Raw genomic sequence first — 19,744 nt, forward strand, 5'->3', positions numbered from 1 at the left:
TCCCGGCATTATGTCGGGACTACTTGCTACCTTATAATAGGAGGATATTAATATGAAACTTATAATTGCAATGATACAACCGCACAAATTACCGGATGTAAAAAAAGCGCTCTATGATGCGAAAGTTTATAAAATGACTGTCTCCAATGCATTAGGTTGCGGGCAACAAAAAGGATTTAGTGAAACTTACCGTGGCGTAATCCACGAAGTGAATTTATTGAAAAAAGTAAGACTGGAGATAGCAGTTAACAAAGATTTTGTTGAACCAACAATTAACGCAATCATTAAAGGAGCAAGAACCGGCAACATCGGAGACGGCAAGATATTTGTTTTGGACTTACAGGAATGTATTAGAATAAGAACAGGGGAACGCGGATATGATGCTATAGGATAAATTGTTTTTGAAGGTTACCAAAAGCTCTGTTTTTTTACTTGTTACAATGTCAAATGTACAAGTCTAAGCAATAGAGCACAAGGTTTGTGCAAATGTATAGAAAATAATTTAAAACAAAGTTGTTTTAATCCTGATGGGTTAGAACATTTTTTTATTTAGAATTAACAACTTAAAAATGGAGGTTTAAAATGGCAAAGAAAACAAAACAGGACATTTTAAAATTGGTTAAGGAAAAAGATGTAAAGTTTATACGCTTGTGGTTTACCGATTTATTAGGGCAGGTGAAGAGTTTTTCAATCACAGACAAGGAATTAGAGAATGCGCTTGATAATGGTATGGGATTTGATGGCTCTTCCGTTACAGGTTATCAGGACATAGAAGAATCAGACATGATTGCAATGCCTGACCCTGATACATTTGCGGTATTGCCGTGGAGGCCAACAGAGAAAGCTGTCGCCAGAATGATATGCGACGTATTAAACCCCGACAAGACTCCATATGAAGGGGATCCGCGTTATGTCTTAAAAAGAGCTCTAAAACGCGCAAGCAAAATGGGTTTTGACCATTTTTATTTAGGGCCGGAACTTGAGTTTTTCTATTTTAAAAACGATATAGGCACAGAGATACTTGATAAAGGCGGGTATTTCGACCTAACCACACTCGACGTAGCAAGCGATTTAAGGAGAGAAACAGTATTGGCTCTTGAAAAGATGGGTATAGACGTTGAATATTCGCATCATGAAGTAGCCCCATCTCAACATGAAGTCGATATGAAATATAAAGATGCGCTCGAGATGGCAGACAACGTTATAACTTACAGGGTTGTCGTAAAAGAGATTGCAAGTAAATTCGGAGTATATGCCACCTTTATGCCAAAACCTATTTTTGGGCAAAACGGTTCAGGAATGCATGTACATCAATCGCTATTCAAAGGAAAGAAAAACGCGTTTTTTGACAAAAATACAAAAGATAATTTATCAGATACAGCTCAAAGCTACATAGCAGGTCTTTTAAAATACTCAAAAGAGATATGTTCTATCTTTGCGCAAACTACCAATTCGTATAAAAGATTAGTCCCGGGTTTCGAAGCACCGGTATACATAGCATGGAGCCGCAGGAACCGAAGCGCGCTTGTAAGAGTGCCGCTTTATTATCCCGGCAAAGAAAACGCTACCAGATGCGAATTCCGGGCAGGTGATCCTGCGTGTAATCCTTACATTACCTTTGCCGCTATGCTTCACGCGGGATTAGAAGGCGTAGAAAAGAAATATAAAGCGCCTAAGCCTATGGACCAGAATTTGTATCATTTAACTGCTGCAGAAAGAAAAGCTAAAGCTATCGAAACGCTTCCCGATAATCTTGGGAATGCAATCGCTCTAACCGAAAACAGCGAACTTGTTAAAAAGGTTCTGGGAAATCATATCTTCCCTAGATTCATCGAGCTGAAGAAGAAAGAATGGGACGATTATAGAATTCAAGTTCCTCAACACGAACTTGATAAGTATCTTTCTATTCTATAGCAAGCCGAAAGTTACTGTTATTACTATTATCATAAGCAAATATAATAGATTTTAATATGAGTTTATCGCAAGAAATCAGCAATTGGATAGAAAAGCAAGTTAAAAACGCCAATAAAAAAGGTATTGTTTTAGGACTGAGCGGGGGAATTGATTCTTCGGTAGTAGCGGTTTTATCGAAGAAAGCATTAGGCGATAATGTTCTCGGGTTACTCCTTCCCTGTAATAGTTCCAACATAGACGAGAGGTTGGCAACGGAACTTGCAAACACATCCAACATAAAAACCAGGAAGATAGATTCGTCCGGCCTCTTTAATCAGCTAATTAATATAAATCCCAAAGCAAATGACCTGGCTAAAGCCAATTTGAAACCCAGGTTGAGAATGCTGATTTTGTATTATTTTGCTAACTCATTGGATTATTTAGTAGCAGGTACCGGAAACAAAAGCGAGATAATGACAGGTTACTTTACCAAACACGGTGATGGAGGCTGTGATGTTTTGCCTTTGGGAGGATTATTGAAAACAGAAGTGAAAAGTTTAGCAAGAGAGTTGAATCTTCCATCTGAAATTATAAAAAGACCGCCAACTGCGGGGCTTTGGGAAGGGCAAACAGATGAATCCGAAATGGCTATAACTTATAAAGATTTAGATAAATGTCTTATAGCAATTGAAAGTAAAACTTTTAAAAATCTTAAAGAATCGGACTTAAAAAGAGTACGGTTGATGATTAAGAAATCACACCATAAAAGAAAAAGAATTCCAATGTTCTATTTTTAAAAAGAAATTGAAAAACTTGTTTAAAAATGCACAAGAATTGAGCGTTTTTTATGATAGACAATATTTCTGATATATTGGATAAAGATTTTTATGATATAGACGCTGGCAAGATATATGCCAACATGGTCAACCGTGTTGAAAAAATAGTTATAACAAAAGCACTTGAGCGTTCATGCGGCAACCAGGTTGAGGCATCAAAGATACTCGGGCTACACCGCAATACTTTACATAGTAAGATAAAGAAGTTTAATATAGACATAATGAAATTTAAAAAATGAATTCCAGATCTTTTCCTGTTAAACAGGGATTATATGACCCGTGGTTTGAGCACGACAGTTGTGGTGTGGGATTTGTCTGCAATATAAACGGGGAAAAATCGCATGATATTGTAAGTAAAGGCATCGAGGTTCTTGAAAGATTAAGTCACAGAGGCGCCGTTGGAGCTGATCCCGAAACGGGAGATGGCGCAGGCATATTGATACAAATACCCCATAAATTCTTACTGCAACAATGTAAAGAAAACGATATTCTATTGCCCAAATTCGGACATTATGGAACAGGATTGGTTTTCCTACCTACCGATAATAAAGAAAAAAACTTCTGCATTAATCTATTCAAAAAAACTGTTAATGAAGAGGGGCAAAAATTTCTCGGCTGGCGTAATCTCCCTGTAGATAGTTCGGTGATAGGAGAAAGCGCAAAAAAAACCATGCCGTTTATTTCTCAAGTCTTTATTGGAAGAAATAAAAACTTAAAGACTCAGGCTACATTTGAGAGAAAACTCTATATCATTAGAAAACAAATTGAGAATATTATCCGCTCATCTTCCTTAAAGCAAAAATCCTGCTTTTATATTACAAATTTATCATCCAAAACCCTAAGTTATAAAGGATTATTAAAACCTTCCCAATTAAGAGATTTTTTCCCTGACCTAAAGAATAAAACTATAGAAAGTTCTTTATGTCTGGTTCATTCACGATACAGCACAAACACCTTCCCTACTTGGGATCTATCACAACCATTCAGGTTCTTAGCTCATAATGGAGAGATAAACACCTTGCGCGGAAACATAAATTGGATCAGAGCAAGAGAACGGCTTCTTGTAAACGAATTATTCGGCACGGATATAGAAAAATTAAAACCAGTTATTGTTGAAGGAGGCAGTGACTCGGCAGCTATTGATAACGTCTTTGAACTGCTAGCGTTGTCAGGCAGACCTCTTGAGCATGCAATGATGATGCTTATTCCTGAAGCTTGGGAGCACAACGATTTTTTAAATAAAGAACTTGAAGATTTTTATAAATACCATGCCTGCTTTATGGAGCCATGGGACGGTCCGGCTGCAATAGCGTTTACAGATGGAAAAAATATCGGAGCAATACTAGACAGAAACGGACTTAGACCTGCGCGTTATATTGTAACCAAGAATGATTTTGTGGTAATGGCATCAGAGGTCGGAGTTCTCAATATAGACCCTGAAGATATTAAGACCTCAGGAAGACTTGAGCCGGGTAAAATATTCCTTATTGATACCCAATCCGGACGCATAGTGCAAGATTGTGAAATTAAAAAGAAAGTCTCTATGTCTTCTCCTTATGGTAAGTGGAATACTGCGAATATGGTTAACCTCGATAAACTTATTACCAGCGGCACAGGTAATAAAAAATCTGAAGATATCATGTCTCAACTAAAAGCCTTCGGTTATTCCAGAGAAGATTTAAAAATGATTATAAAACCTATGGCAGAAGACGGCAAAGAACCTACTGGTTCCATGGGGAATGATACTCCTCACGCATTTTTATCAAAAAAACCTCAAATCCTTTATAACTATTTCAAACAACTTTTCGCGCAAGTAACAAATCCTGCCATAGACTCAATAAGAGAAAAACTTGTTATGAGTCTGGAAAGTTTTGTTGGACCTGAGAAAAACATCTTAGAGGAAACACCGGAACATAGCCATAAACTTACGGTAAAAAATCCAATACTAACAAACGACGAGTTTGAAAAGATTCGCGATATAAGCATAAACGGGTTCACATCAAAGACACTCTATACTTTCTTCAATGCGGCAGACGGTCAGGAGGGATTTAGGCTTACTTTAGAAAGGATTTGCTTTGAAGCAGAATATGCTATTGAAAAGGGATATTCTTTTATCGTACTCAGTGACAGAGGAACAAACAAAGATAATATAGCTTTACCAATGCTTTTGGCTACAAGCACCATTCATCAACACCTTGTAAGAAAAAATATACGTTCGCAGGTCGCAATTATAATCGAAAGCGCAGAACCACGGGAAGTACATCATTTTGCGCTCCTTTTCGGTTACGGCGCAGATTGTATAAACCCATACCTTGCATATGAAACAATAGAATATCTCATAGAACAAAAGGAGATTAACGTAGATATTAAAAAAGCGCTTGCAAATTACAACCAAGCACTAAGAAACGGCATATTAAAAATACTATCCAAGATGGGAATATCCACCTTAAGAAGTTATAGAGGCGCGCAGATATTTGAAGCATTGGGTTTGGATAACGAGCTTATAGAAAAGTTTTTTACCGGGACAGTATCGAGAATAGGAGGGGTAGGACTTGAAGGCATAGCAGACGAAACCATAGAAAGACATAAATTCGCCTATCCTAAAAGAGGTATGACAGCCCCCTATCTGGCAAGCGGCGGAATATACCAATGGAAAAAAGATGGAGAATTTCACCTTTGGAACCCTGAGAGTATCGCTGCGCTGCAGGATGCTACGTGCAATAATGACTATGCTCTATACAAAGAATTTGCAAATATGATCAATGACCAATCAAAAAACCCTACGACTTTGAGGGGACTGCTTAAATTTAAAAAAGGAAAACCAATTTCTATTGATAAAGTTGAACCTGCCCGAAAGATAATGAAACGTTTCGCAACAGGAGCAATGAGCTTCGGCTCAATCTCCAAAAAAGCGCATGAAACAATCGCAATTGCCATGAACAGAATTGGGGGGAAATCCAATACCGGTGAAGGCGGTGAAGACCCTAATAGATTTATAAAATTACCAAATGGAGATTCCAAACGAAGCGCTATAAAGCAAGTTGCTTCCGGTAGATTCGGAGTTACTATTAATTATTTGGTAAATGCAGACGAGATTCAAATAAAAATTTCCCAAGGAGCAAAACCGGGTGAAGGCGGCCAACTTCCCGGACATAAAGTAAGTGAAATTATTGCAAGAACGCGCTATACAACTCCGGGCGTTACTTTAATATCACCACCTCCACATCATGATATATATTCAATTGAAGACCTTGCCCAACTAATATTTGATTTAAAAAACGCTAACCCCAAAGCGCGCGTGAGTGTAAAATTAGTTTCTGAAATAGGAATAGGGACTATTGCTGCAGGAGTTGCAAAAGGTCATGCAGATATGATTCTTATCTCCGGCGCTGACGGAGGAACTGGAGCATCTCCTAAAAGCTCTATAAGATATGCAGGGCTTCCTTGGGAATTAGGACTTTCAGAAACACACCAGACCCTTTTACTTAACAACCTGCGTTCCGGAGTTCGTCTGCAAACTGATGGGCAAATGCGAACAGGTCATGATGTTGCGATTGCAGCGCTTTTAGGCGCCGAGGAATACGGGTTTTGCACAGCCGTACTCATTACATCAGGATGCGTTATGTTAAGGCACTGCCACTTAAATAATTGTTCCGTCGGAGTAGCCACACAGGATGATATTTTACAAAAAAGATTTAGAGGAAAACCTGAATATATAGTTAACTATTTCAATTTTATAACACACGAGCTTCGCGAAATAATGGCAAATCTTGGCATAAAAACTATAAACGAAATGATAGGCAGAACAGACCTTCTTGAAGTTAATAAAGATATAATTCCTGTTAAAGCAAAAGGGATAGATTATTCACAAATGCTTTATAAACCCGAGCTTCCCCCTAATGTAGGACGATACTGCACATCAAAACAGAAAAACGAGCTTGATTCTGTATTAGACAGAAAACTAATAAGGATGTGTAAAAACACTTTTGAGAAAAATGAACCGACAAATATTTCGCTTTTAATCAAAAATACAGACCGAACAACAGGCGCAATGTTAAGCGGAGAAATATGCAAAAGATGCGGTGATGGAACGCTTTTAGAGGATACTATTACCTGCAAGTTCAAAGGCACGGCAGGGCAAAGTTTCGGAGCATTCCTTGCAAAAGGCATTACATTTGAACTGGAAGGCATGACTAACGACTATGTAGGTAAAGGCATTTCCGGCGGAAAAATTATCATCTATCCTGACAGAAAAGCAGACTACACTCCCGACGAGAATGTAATTGTAGGAAATACCACCTTCTACGGGGCTATATCAGGCGAAGCATATATATGTGGCATTGCAGGGGAAAGATTCTGCGTAAGAAATTCCGGACTTTATGCTGTTGTAGAGGGCGTTGGCGACCATGGTTGCGAATATATGACAGGCGGAAGAATAATAGTTCTTGGAAAAACCGGAAGAAATTTTGCGGCAGGAATGTCAGGCGGGATAGCATATATATATGATGAAGATAAAACTTTCAAAAACAAATGCAACAAGAATATGGTCAAATTAGAAAAAATAGAAGAAAGCGATAAAGACACAATATGTAAATTACTTAACAACCACTTTAAATATACGAAAAGCAAGAAAGCAAAAAGAATTATAAAAAATATAGACAATGAATTGAAAAAATTCGTTAAGGTCATGCCGATGGAATATCGGCGTATCTTAGAAAAAGTAAAGATAGAAGAGAAACTAGAATTGACGGAGGAATTAGATGGGTGATCCAAGAGGTTTCTTGAAAATATCCAGACAAACGGGAGAATACAGAGAAGTATCTAGGCGTCTCCAAGACTTTAAACATGTTGCAAAGTTGCGATCTGAAAAAAAGTCAAAAGAACAAGCTTCGCGATGCATGGACTGCGGAACTCCCTTTTGCCATTGGAATTGCCCAATAGGCAACTATATTCCTGAATGGAATGATTATATGTTCCATAGCAATTGGCAAGCTGCATTCGCTTTATTAAACTCGACAAATAATATGCCTGAGATAACAGGAAGGATTTGTCCCGCCATCTGCGAGTATGCGTGCGTATTAGGATTGAATGATGAAGCTGTAACCATACGCGAAAATGAACTTGCTATTATAGAATTTGCGTTTAAAAACAAATTAATAAAACCCCATATCCCCAAAGAAAGAACCGGTAAAAAAATAGCCGTTATAGGTTCGGGTCCGGCAGGATTATCCTGCGCCGCGCAACTTAACAGCACAGGTCATAGTGTCATAGTTTTTGAAAAAGATAAGAAACCGGGAGGAATCCTACGCTACGGCATACCTGATTTTAAACTTGAAAAAAACCTTATAGACAGGCGTATTGATATATGGAAGAAAGAGGGCATTACTTTTAAAACAGGGATAGATGTTGGTAAAGATTATTCTGTAAAAAAACTTCTAAAAGATTTTGATGCCATATGCCTGGCAGGCGGGTCAAGAATTCCCAACGACCTTAACATTAAAGGAAGAAATCTAAAAGGTATATATTTTGCAATGGATTATCTAATCCAATCAAACAAGCTCGCATCAGGTGAAAAAATATCACCAAATGAGGTCATAAACACTAAAGGCAAAAAAGTAATTGTTCTAGGTGGAGGCGACACGGGGGCAGACTGTATCGGAATAGCGCATAGACAATCAGCTTCAAGTGTTGTACAAATAGAAGTCATGCCAAAACCGCCAAAATGCCGCAACGAAGAACATCCCTGGCCCAACTATCCTTTAATCCTAAAGACCTCATCCAGCCACGAAGAAGGTGGCCAGCGCCATTGGGAAATACTCACGAAATATTTTATTGGAAATAAGGGGTTAGTAAAGAAGCTTGAATGCGTAAAGGTCGAATTTGCAAAAGAAAAAGGTAATAATTGTCCTGTTATGAAGGAAGTTGCAGGAAGTAATTTTGAAATTGAGGCAGACCTTGTTATTTTAGCTGTCGGATTTTCACACCCCCAACATTCAGGTTTGCTCAGCGAACTAAAAGTAGAACTTGATAAGCGTGGGAATGTAAAAACTAGCGATAACTTTATGACTTCCGTTGACAAGATATTCTGCGCAGGTGACATGAGAAGAGGCCAGTCACTTGTAGTATGGGCTATATCTGAAGGACGACGTTGCGCCCATTCTATTGATAAAAATCTGATGGGAGAAAGCAATCTGGCTTCTATGTAAACATATAAAGGGTTATTAAAATGATAAGCACAGGTATAAATGGTTTAGATAATATAATTACAGGATTAAGAATTGGGGATAATACTGTTTGGCAAATAGATGACATAAAGGACTATGCCCAACTCGTTAAACCGTTTGTAGCGCAGGCACTTAAAGACAAGAAAAAAGTTGTATACATGAGGTTTGCTTCCCATAAAGAACTGCTTAAACCTTCACCAAAAATAAAACGCTATGAACTTAATGCATATGCGGGATTTGAATCTTTTGCCACAAAAGTCAACAACATAATTACACGGGAAGGCGAAGGCGCATATTATGTATTTGACTGCCTTTCAGAACTTCTTTCAGCCTGGGCTACCGACCTTATGATAGGAAACTTTTTCATGGTCACTTGTCCTTATCTTTACGAACTTAAAACCGTCACATACTTCTCAATATTAAGATATAAACATTCCTTTAAGTCAATAGCCAGGATACGTGAGACAACTCAATTATTGGTGGATGTATATCATTGCCAAGGTAGTTTTTACATACATCCTCTAAAAGTTTGGAATCGTTATTCTCCCACTATGTTTCTTCCTCACCAGAAAGAAAACGGTAAATTTACACCTATTACAGACAGTGTTAACGCTGTAAAGTTGCTTTCTTATATACACGAAAAGGGAGCGGAGAGCGCAAAAAGAAATCTGGATTATTGGGACCTTTTATTTATCAAGGCAGAGGAACTACTCAAGAATAATGCTTCGAAGAATAAAATAAAAAATATGGTAAAAAAACTTTGCGGCATAATGTTAACAAAAAACGAAAAAATATTATCCCTGGGGATACAACACTTCTGTTTAGAAGAACTTATCGAGATAAAATCAAGATTGATAGGCACAGGATATATTGGCGGGAAAAGCACAGGAATGCTTCTTGCTCGAAAAATTCTTTCGGAGAACAAATTGCTTAATTGGGAGAAAATCTCAGAATCGCACGACTCATTTTATATAGGTTCGGATATATTCTATTCATACATAGTGCAGAACCGATTATGGAAACTACGTATGCAACAGAAAACAGAGGGCGAATACTTCAAAGTAGCAAAAATCCTAAAAGAAAAGATACTTTATGGAACCTTTCCTGAAGAAATTATGGAACACTTTCAGCAGATTATAGAATATTTTGGCTCATCGCCTATCATAATACGCTCAAGTTCACTTTTAGAAGACGGTTTTGGCAACGCATTTGCCGGAAAATATGAAAGCATATTTTTAGCCAATCAAGGAAGCCCCGAACAAAGATATATTCAATTTGCAGAAGCTGTAAAGAAAGTATATTCAAGCACTATGAGCGAAGACGCCCTTGCATATAGAAAACAAAGAGGCCTGGATAAATTAGACGAACAAATGGCGCTGTTGGTGCAAAGAGTTTCGGGCGCCCCTCACCAAGAGTATTTCTTTCCTGACCTTGCGGGAGTTGGTCTATCTCACAATATATACATGTGGAATGAAAATATGAATCCAAAGGCAGGAATACTCAGATTAGTTTTTGGACTTGGAACAAGAGCAGTTAACCGCGTTGAAGGGGATTATCCTAGAATGGTTGTACTCGACAATCCTTTACAAAGACCATACGCAGAAAAAGATGACTTGAGAAAATTTTCACAACACGAAGTAGACCTTATAAACATAAAAGAAAATGCTTTTAAGACCATCCCTTTCGAAAATCTTATAAATGAAAAATCTTATGTAAATATAGACCGCGTCGCTGTAAAAGATTATGAGTCCATACACATGATGAGTAAGAACGACACCGAAGACAAAGAATATTGGATATTGACACTGGATAATGTATTTAACGGTAATACATTGATAAGTTTATTTAAAAAGATATTAAAATCACTTGAGAAAAGTTACGGCTATCCTGTCGAGATAGAATTTACGGTAAACTTTGTAAGGGATAATACCTTCAAAATAAATTTACTGCAATGCAGGCCACTACAGACAACGGGGCGCGGACGTAGAGTTGGGATGCCAAATATTGTAAAGAGAGAAAATATATTCTTCCAGTCACAAGGATATTTTCTGGGAGGCAATATTTCGCAGGAAATACGAAGGATTGTATATATTGACCCACAGAAATATAGTAAACTTATATTATCTGATAAATATGAAATCGCCCGTATAGTAGGAAGATTAAACAGCTGCATAGAAAGCAGGGAAAAGTTACCCACTCTTCTTATGGGACCAGGAAGATGGGGCACCACAACACCATCCTTAGGTATACCGGTAAAATTTGCAGAAATAAACAATGTGGCAATCCTTGCAGAAGTCGCCTTCTCGGAAGGTAACCTTATGCCTGAACTGTCTTTCGGAACACATTTTTTCCAGGACTTGGTTGAAACAAACATATTCTATGTTGCATTGTTTCCTGAGAAAAAATCTGCCCGCTTCGCCGAGAGGCAAGCAGGCGGAGATATTATATTCAACGATAAATTTTTCAAGAAAGATAAAAATTTACTCGCAAAACTTGTGCCTCAATCGGCTAAATATAAAGATGTTATCGGTGTATATGATATAAGTAGCGGAGATTTAAAAATAATGTCAGACATAGTCTCGCAGAAGATTATATGTTTTTCAGACTCAAAAAGGATACTTAAATGAAGGCGAAACTTGCTCTTGAAGACGGGACGGTATGGGAAGGATTAAATTTCGGCGCAAAAGGTGAAAGCTATGGTGAAATAGTTTTCAATACCAGCATGGCCGGCTATCAGGAAATACTTACCGACCCTTCCTACAAGGGTCAGATTGTTGCCATGACTTATCCCCTCATCGGAAATTACGGAATAAACAGCGAAGATGTGGAATCTATAAAACCCTTCTTAGAAGGTTTCGTAGTAAAAGAATGCAGTCAAATCTCCAGTAGTTGGCGTTCAGAAAAAAGTCTGGATGAATACCTTAAAGAAAATAATATTATAGGCATAGAAGGCATAGATACGCGCGCTCTTACAAAACATATTAGATTGCAGGGAGCAATGAAAGCGGTAATCTCTACAAAAGATTTAGATAACAACTCATTAATCAAAAAAGCAAAAGCATCCGAGGGATTGATAGGCAAAGATTTGGTCAAAGAGGTCACCTGTAAAAAAATACAAACTTGGAACGAGAGAGGTAAACACAAAGTTGTCGTATTGGATTGCGGGGTAAAATTCAATATCTTAAGAGAACTATCCAATAACAACTGTAAAGTGATTTTCCTGCCGGCTAAAACCGATGCAAAAACCATATTGGGTTTGAAACCTGACGGGCTACTACTCTCAAACGGCCCGGGCGACCCGGAAGGTGTTGCCTATGTTGTGGAAACCGTAAAAAAATTATTAGACAAGTTACCAATTTTCGGCATATGTTTCGGGCAACAAATGTTGGGGTTGGCTCTGGGCGGAAAAACATATAAATTAAAATTCGGACATCATGGAGCAAACCATCCCGTCAAAGATTTAAAAACAGGCAAAATTTACATAACCGCGCAGAATCACGGATTCTGTGTCGATATAAATTCTTTAAACAAAGAAGACATCGAAATTACACACGTAAACTTAAACGATAATACTTTAGAGGGAATAAGACACAAAAAATTGCCCGTTTTTTCCGTGCAATTTCATCCTGAGGCAGGACCCGGTCCAAACGACGCAAAATACCTGTTCGGGGAATTTGTAGAGATGATGGATAAAGACAGAAGACAGAAAACAGACGACAGATGACAGAAAAGACAATAGGATTAATAATTTTTTAATTTCTGAGTTCTGTTTTCTGATATCTGACTTCTGAAAAAATTATGCCTAAAAGAACGGATATAAAAAAGATATTAATAATCGGCGCAGGTCCTATCGTAATCGGACAGGCATGCGAATTTGATTATTCGGGAACACAGGCATGTAAAGTTCTCAAAGCCGAAGGATTTCATGTTATCCTGCTAAACAGCAATCCTGCAACGATTATGACAGATCCGATAACAGCTGATAAAACATACATCGAGCCAATTACTCCCGAAATAGTTCAAAGAATTATTGAAAAAGAAAAACCCGACGCTATTCTGCCCACACTCGGCGGACAAACTGCGCTAAATGTTACCGTACAAGTTGCAGAAATGGGAATATTTGATAAATACAATGTGGAAGTCATAGGCGCAAATATACAAGCTATCAAAAAAGCCGAAAACAGAGAACTATTCAAAAAGGCAATGCATAAAATAGGGCTGGATTTACCCAGAAGCGACAAAGCGCACAGCTTAAAAGAAGCCTTAGAGGTGGTCGAAGAAATCGGAATTCCCGTAATTATAAGACCAAGTTTCACATTGGGAGGAACAGGCGGAGCAGTCGCATACAATATAGAAGAATTCAAACGATTAGCTAAGACAGGTCTTGAATCGAGCATGATTAGCCAAATATTAATTGAAGAATCCGTCATCGGATGGAAAGAATTCGAATTGGAAGTTATGCGAGACGTAAAAGACAATGTTGTTATTATATGTTCTATAGAAAATTTTGACCCTATGGGGGTTCATACAGGTGATTCAATTACGGTTGCTCCCATACAAACTTTAACAGACAAAGAATATCAAAACATGCGTGATGCCTCAATTGCATGCATCAGAGAAATAGGTGTAGAAACAGGCGGTTCCAATGTTCAATTTGCGGTTAATCCGGATAACGGACGAATGGTAGTTATTGAAATGAATCCCCGTGTATCAAGAAGTTCCGCATTGGCCTCCAAAGCAACAGGATTTCCCATTGCAAAAATAGCCGCAAAACTTGCCATAGGATATACGCTGGATGAAATTCCCAATGACATCACAAAAGAAACTCCCGCGTGTTTTGAACCAACAATCGATTATTGCGTAGTTAAGATACCACGATTTACTTTCGAAAAATTCTCCGAAGCGAACGCTACTCTAACCGTATCCATGAAATCCGTAGGCGAGGCAATGGCAATCGGACGAACATTCAAAGAAGCGTTGCAAAAAGGATTAAGGTCTTTGGAAATAGGAGTAGACGGTCTTATGGATTTAAAATTTCAAGTTAGCGAAATTCAACTTTTCGAAAAGTTAAGAACTCCAAACGCCGAGAGAATTTTTTATATAAAATACGCATTAAAGAACGGTATGAATATAGACGATATTTATAAACATACTCAAATTGACAGATGGTTTTTACATAACATCCAAGAAATTGTAGAATTGGAAAAACAAATAACAGATTCCAGACAACAGATTTCAGACAACAGAAATCAGAAAATTAAAAATAAAAAACAAAAAGATATGTCATCTGATGTCCGTCCTCTGTCTTCTGATTTGTTATTGAAAGCTAAACAATTCGGGTTCAGCGACAAACAACTTGCAAGGATGCTAAAAACAGAGGAAGAAATTATTAGAAATTTACGTAATAAATTAAATATTAAAGCTGTATATAAATTGGTCGATACCTGCGGTGCAGAATTTGAAGCTTACACACCATATTACTATTCTACCTATGAAAAAGAAAACGAAAGCTGTAATTAAAGAATATGTTGCGATTCTGGATTTTGGTTCGCAATACACGCAATTAATCGCTCGCAGAGTAAGAGAGTGTAAAATCTATTCCGAAATATTCCCATATACCGTCTCCCTTAAAAAAATTATCGCGGACAAACCCAAGGCTATCATTCTATCCGGCGGGCCGGCAACAGTTACCTTGAGCAAGAGTCCGACTATATCAAAGCAGATATTCGAACTTGGGATTCCCGTATTAGGCATATGCTACGGCATGCAACTTATGGCAAAATTATTTGACGGTAAAGTGAAGCGTTCTCCAAACCGCGAATATGGAAATGCAAAATTAAACATAGCAAAATCCGACAAAATTTTTAGCGGACTTAGCAAAAACTTCACCGTCTGGATGAGCCATGGGGACCAAGTACTGACTCTTCCCAAAGATTTCAAGGCAATCGCATACAGTTCAAACGCCAAAATAGCAGCAATACAGAATAAAACAAAAAAATTATACGGCGTCCAGTTTCATCCTGAGGTAGTCCATACTCCTCAAGGTTTAAAAATAATAGATAATTTCTTAAAGAAAATATGCGGATGTTCTGCCAGCTGGACAATAAGTTCATTTATTAAAAATTCCGTAAAAGATATAAGAAAAGAAGTGGGAAACAACCGCGTTATTTGCGCTTTAAGCGGCGGAGTAGATTCTTCCGTATTGGCAATTCTTCTGCATAAAGCAATAGGGAAGAGACTTTCATGTGTTTTTGTTGATAACGGCTTATTACGAAAAAATGAAGCGGCGCAAATTGTTAAAAAATTTAAACAGCAGTATAAACTAAATCTAATTCATGTCGATGCAAGTAAAAGATTTATAAAAGAATTAAAAGGTGTCATTGATCCTGAGGAAAAACGGCATATTATCGGTAAGGAATTCATAAAAGTATTTGAAGCCGAGGCAAAGAAATCAGGTAAAATAAAATTTTTGGCGCAAGGAACTCTTTATCCCGATGTAGTAGAATCTCAGTCCGTATTTGGAGGGCCTTCTGCCACAATAAAATCACACCATAATGTCGGAGGACTGCCCAAGAATATGCAATTTAAACTTATTGAACCATTCAGATCCTTATTCAAAGACGAAGTAAGAAAAGTCGGAGAAGAACTAAAACTTCCAGAAAACATAATATGGAGGCAACCTTTTCCCGGACCCGGATTGGCGGTAAGAATAATAGGAGAAATAACCGAAGAAAGAATAAATATCTTAAAAGAAGCTGATTCAAGAATTCAGGATGAAATAAAAGCCGCAGGTCTTTATAAAGAAATCTGGCAATCTTTCGGAGTCCTTCTTCCGATTAAAACAGTCGGGGTTATGGGGGACGAACGAACTTATGAAAATGTTATTACTATAAGAGCCGTAACAAGTCAGGACGGCATGACTGCAGATTGGGTAAAATTGCCGTATGAATTACTGGGTAAAATTTCCAACAGAATAATTAATGAAGTTAAAGGTGTAAACAGAGTGGTTTATGATATTTCAAGTAAACCGCCGGCAACAATTGAATGGGAATAACAAACTACAGAAAATAGAAATACGGTAGATATACGATAGAAATATGGTAGAAATATATAACAAGATGCAGGTAGGCAATTTATTTCCATTATATTTCAATGTATTTCGATTTATTTCTTTCTTATTTTATCGAACGAAGTGAGGTAAATATGATAGCAATAATTGACTACGGGATGGGAAATTTAAGAAGTGTTAGCAAAGCTCTGGAATCTGTCGGCGCAAAAACTATAGTCACAAATAAACCCGAAGACATAAAATCCGCCGATGCAGTAATCCTGCCAGGAGTTGGCGCATTTTACAGAGGCATGGAAAATCTAAAGGATAAAAAACTTTTGCCCGTTATATCCGAAGCTGTAAAAAGCAAAAAGCCCTTTTTGGGCATTTGCTTAGGATTACAACTCTTATTCACAGAAAGCGAAGAACACGGTATATCCAAAGGATTGGGGCTAATAAAAGGACGCGTTAAAAAATTCTCCTCCGGCTTAAAAATTCCACATATGGGATGGAACCAAATAAGACTAAAGACCGAAGACCAAAGACCAAAGACCATAAACTTATTTAAAGATATACCGGATGAAAGTTATTTTTACTTCGTGCATTCTTATTACGTAGAGCCTGAAGACAAAAACACTATTATTGCTACTACCAATTATGGCGAAAATTTTGTTTCGGCAATAAATAAAGATAATATATGGGGTGTCCAATTTCACCCCGAAAAAAGCTCGGATTTGGGATTAAAAATTTTAAAAAATTTCGTTGAATCAATAAAAAAATAATGTTAGCCCCGTTAGAAATATTTTAACGGGAGGAAAAGATAACAAATGGAAAAAGAAACTAAATTTCTAACAGGGTTAGCAAAAAGAATAATACCCTGCTTAGACGTAAAAGGCGGACGTGTTGTAAAAGGCATTAAGTTCCGTGAACACCGTGACGCCGGCGATCCTGTAGAACTTGCCTTTTTTTATAATAAAGAGGGTGCTGATGAGCTGGTATTCTACGACATTACAGCATCCAGTGATGAGCGTTCCATAATGCTTGATGTGGTTCGGCGAACAGCTAACCAGCTTTTTATACCCCTTACCGTAGGTGGCGGTCTGCGTACTGTGGATGACATGAACCAAATGCTGAAAGCCGGAGCGGACAAAATATCTATTAATACCGCAGCAGTAATGAACCCCAAATTGATATCAGAGGGCGCGCAACGCTTCGGCAGTCAATGCATAGTGCTTGGAATGGATGCCAAGCGTATCCCCGATTCAAATCCAGTTCGCTGGATTATTCACACTCATACAGGCGCGGACGGAGGACATTCCGCAGGTCTGGATGCAATAGACTGGGCAAAACAGGCAGTGGAACTGGGAGCGGGCGAGATTGTGGTAAACAGTATTGATGCCGATGGCACTAAAAAGGGATATGACCTGGAGTTGCTACGCGCTATTTCAGAAAATGTTTCAGTCCCTGTAGTTGCCAGCGGCGGAGCAGGTAATTTAGACCATCTTGCCGAAGCCCTGACTAAAGGCAAAGCCGATGCAGTCCTCGCCGCTTCAATCTTTCATTATGGCGAATATTCAATTAAAGAAGCAAAAGAATATCTTAAAAAGAAGGGAATTCTTGTAAGAATATAATAGTAACCAGTAACCTGTGTACTGTAACCAGAAAAATATGAAAGAAAATTTCCAGTTCGATTTTGAAAAGTTGAGTGTATATCTATGTAGATTTTTAACTGTGAACTGTAAACTGGTTACTGTTAACTAACCGAGCATAAGCGAGGTAAACGTGTGCGGAATATTTGGAATATACGGTCATAAAGATGCATCTCGGCTCACCTATCTGGGGCTTTATGCTCTCCAGCATCGCGGTGAAGAAAGCGCCGGCATAGTTTCCGCTAACGGTGGCGGCAAAGTAAAATCCCATAATGGTATGGGGCTTGTATCCGATGTCTTCAAGGAAAAAACCATAAAATCTCTTCACGGAAATGTAGCAGTTGGTCATGTCCGTTATTCAACAACCGGTTCAAGCATTTCCAAAAACATACAGCCGTTTCTTGTAGCTCACCGAAAAGGTCATATAGCAATTGCTCATAACGGCAATCTCGTAAACACTAAACAATTGCGACACGGGATGGAGAACAAGGGATCCATTTTCCAAACCTCAATGGATTCGGAGCTTGTAGTCCACCTAATTGCGAAATCGGATAAAAAAGATAAGAAACACATTATTATAGAGGCCCTATCACAACTTGAAGGCGCTTATTCAATAATTCTAATGATGAACAATACATTAATCGGAGCAAGAGACCCTTACGGATTTAGACCCCTTTGCGTAGGCAAACTTGACGGGGCATATGTACTGGCAAGCGAAACCTGCGCATTAGATTTAATACAGGCAAAATATGTCCGCGATATAGAACCAGGCGAGATTGTGTTTATTGACAACCAAGGACTTCGCTCCATTAAACCTTTCCCGCCCCAAAAACACGCATCCTGTATATTTGAATACATATATTTCTCAAGACCTGACAGTAATATATTCGAAAAAAACGTTTACTTGACAAGAAAGCGATTAGGCAAACAGCTTGCAAAAGAACATCCCGTCAAAGCCGATTTAATAATGCCTATCCCAGACTCAGGCAACTACGCAGCGCTCGGTTTCGCAGAAGCATCCAACATACCATACGAAATAGGAATGATACGAAATCATTATATCGGCAGAACATTTATCCAGCCGTCACAGTTTATACGCGATTTCAAAGTAAAAATTAAGTTAAATCCCATAAAAGACGTGCTTAAAGGTAAGCGCATAGTAATAATAGAAGATTCCATAGTAAGAGGCACAACAAGCCGCATAAGAGTAAAAACCCTAAGAGAAGCAGGCGCAAAAGAAGTCCATATGCGGGTAAGTTGTCCTCCGCTTATATCGCCCTGTTTCTACGGCATAGATTTCCCCACAAAAAAAGAACTCATTGCTTCAAACCGCACAATTGAAAGCATAAAAAATTTTATAGGATTAGACAGCCTAAAATATCTAAGTTTGGAAGGTATGCTCAAATCAATGTTATTGCCGAAAGAAGAATTTTGTACGGCATGTTTCACAGGCAATTATCCAATTAAGTTATCTAAAAAAGTTTCTAAAAAAATGCTGGAGAAAAATTAAAATGCCAAAATATATATTTATAACCGGTGGCGTAGTTTCAAGTCTGGGTAAAGGAATAGCTTCTGCTTCAATAGGTAAACTTCTAGAATCAATGGGCTTAAAAATAACCATTATAAAATGCGACCCGTATATAAATGTTGACCCCGGCACAATGAATCCGTTCCAGCACGGTGAAGTTTATGTCACTGACGACGGCGCCGAAACAGATTTGGACTTAGGTCATTATGAACGCTTCACAAACGCAATCGTCGGCAAAGCCAATAATATAACCAGCGGCAAAGTATATTATTCGGTTATCTGTAAAGAAAGAAAAGGCGAATTCCTCGGCGGAACAGTTCAGGTAATTCCTCATATCACAGACGAGATAAAGTCACAGATAAAAAATGCTTCAAAAGGCAAAAATTTGGATATAGTAATAGTTGAAATCGGCGGAACTGTCGGTGATATAGAAAGCTTACCTTTTATGGAAGCAATCAGACAGATGACTTTGGAACTGGGCAGAAAAAATGCAATAAACATACACCTTACCCTTGTACCTTATATTAAAAGCGCGCAAGAAATAAAAACAAAACCTACACAGCATA

14 protein-coding genes are annotated in these 19,744 nt (G+C 38.1%); all 14 read left to right on the forward strand.

What is annotated here, in order from left to right:
* The first annotated feature begins 52 nt into the window (after nucleotides 1-52).
* Nucleotides 53-394 carry a P-II family nitrogen regulator gene (locus KAS42_00805; protein ID MCK4904770.1) on the forward strand — a complete coding sequence of 114 codons (342 nt, stop codon included), beginning with the start codon at nucleotides 53-55 and terminating at the stop codon, nucleotides 392-394.
* Between the two features lie 188 nt (nucleotides 395-582).
* The gene (locus tag KAS42_00810) at nucleotides 583-1,914 is read left to right on the forward strand and encodes a glutamine synthetase (protein ID MCK4904771.1); all 1,332 of its coding nucleotides are present in this window, start codon (nucleotides 583-585) and stop codon (nucleotides 1,912-1,914) included.
* A 56-nt stretch (nucleotides 1,915-1,970) separates the two neighbouring features.
* Nucleotides 1,971-2,690 carry an NAD(+) synthase gene (gene nadE / locus KAS42_00815; GenBank protein MCK4904772.1) on the forward strand — a complete coding sequence of 240 codons (720 nt, stop codon included), beginning with the start codon at nucleotides 1,971-1,973 and terminating at the stop codon, nucleotides 2,688-2,690.
* Nucleotides 2,691-2,740: 50 nt separating this feature from the next.
* Complete coding sequence (locus KAS42_00820; GenBank protein MCK4904773.1) at nucleotides 2,741-2,968, forward strand: helix-turn-helix domain-containing protein; 228 nt, start codon at nucleotides 2,741-2,743, stop codon at nucleotides 2,966-2,968.
* Complete coding sequence (gltB, locus tag KAS42_00825) at nucleotides 2,965-7,497, forward strand: glutamate synthase large subunit (protein ID MCK4904774.1); 4,533 nt, start codon at nucleotides 2,965-2,967, stop codon at nucleotides 7,495-7,497. The genes KAS42_00820 and gltB overlap by 4 nt, the downstream gene beginning before the upstream one ends.
* Entirely contained in the window at nucleotides 7,490-8,935 is a 1,446-nt protein-coding gene (locus KAS42_00830; GenBank protein MCK4904775.1) for a glutamate synthase subunit beta, read from the forward strand. The genes gltB and KAS42_00830 overlap by 8 nt, the downstream gene beginning before the upstream one ends.
* 20 nt (nucleotides 8,936-8,955) lie before the next feature.
* Complete coding sequence (locus KAS42_00835) at nucleotides 8,956-11,580, forward strand: phosphoenolpyruvate synthase (protein ID MCK4904776.1); 2,625 nt, start codon at nucleotides 8,956-8,958, stop codon at nucleotides 11,578-11,580.
* Entirely contained in the window at nucleotides 11,577-12,677 is a 1,101-nt protein-coding gene (gene carA, locus KAS42_00840; protein ID MCK4904777.1) for a glutamine-hydrolyzing carbamoyl-phosphate synthase small subunit, read from the forward strand. The genes KAS42_00835 and carA overlap by 4 nt, the downstream gene beginning before the upstream one ends.
* Before the next feature lie 74 nt (nucleotides 12,678-12,751).
* Complete coding sequence (gene carB, locus KAS42_00845) at nucleotides 12,752-14,473, forward strand: carbamoyl-phosphate synthase large subunit (protein MCK4904778.1); 1,722 nt, start codon at nucleotides 12,752-12,754, stop codon at nucleotides 14,471-14,473.
* Entirely contained in the window at nucleotides 14,445-16,007 is a 1,563-nt protein-coding gene (gene guaA / locus KAS42_00850; GenBank protein MCK4904779.1) for a glutamine-hydrolyzing GMP synthase, read from the forward strand. The genes carB and guaA overlap by 29 nt, the downstream gene beginning before the upstream one ends.
* A gap of 149 nt (nucleotides 16,008-16,156) precedes the next feature.
* Entirely contained in the window at nucleotides 16,157-16,783 is a 627-nt protein-coding gene (hisH, locus tag KAS42_00855) for an imidazole glycerol phosphate synthase subunit HisH (protein ID MCK4904780.1), read from the forward strand.
* A 45-nt stretch (nucleotides 16,784-16,828) separates the two neighbouring features.
* On the forward strand, nucleotides 16,829-17,632 hold the full coding sequence (hisF, locus tag KAS42_00860; protein MCK4904781.1) for an imidazole glycerol phosphate synthase subunit HisF: 804 nt from the start codon (nucleotides 16,829-16,831) through the stop codon (nucleotides 17,630-17,632).
* Between the two features lie 151 nt (nucleotides 17,633-17,783).
* Nucleotides 17,784-19,160, forward strand: a complete 1,377-nt coding sequence (locus KAS42_00865) for an amidophosphoribosyltransferase (protein ID MCK4904782.1) — start codon at nucleotides 17,784-17,786, stop codon at nucleotides 19,158-19,160.
* A 1-nt stretch (nucleotide 19,161) separates the two neighbouring features.
* A partial coding sequence (locus KAS42_00870; GenBank protein ID MCK4904783.1) for a CTP synthase occupies nucleotides 19,162-19,744 on the forward strand: 583 nt, incomplete at its 3' end.

The sequence above is a fragment of the bacterium genome, assembly GCA_023135785.1.
In the GTDB taxonomy this organism is placed as follows: domain Bacteria; phylum CAIJMQ01; class CAIJMQ01; order CAIJMQ01; family CAIJMQ01; genus CAZNJA01.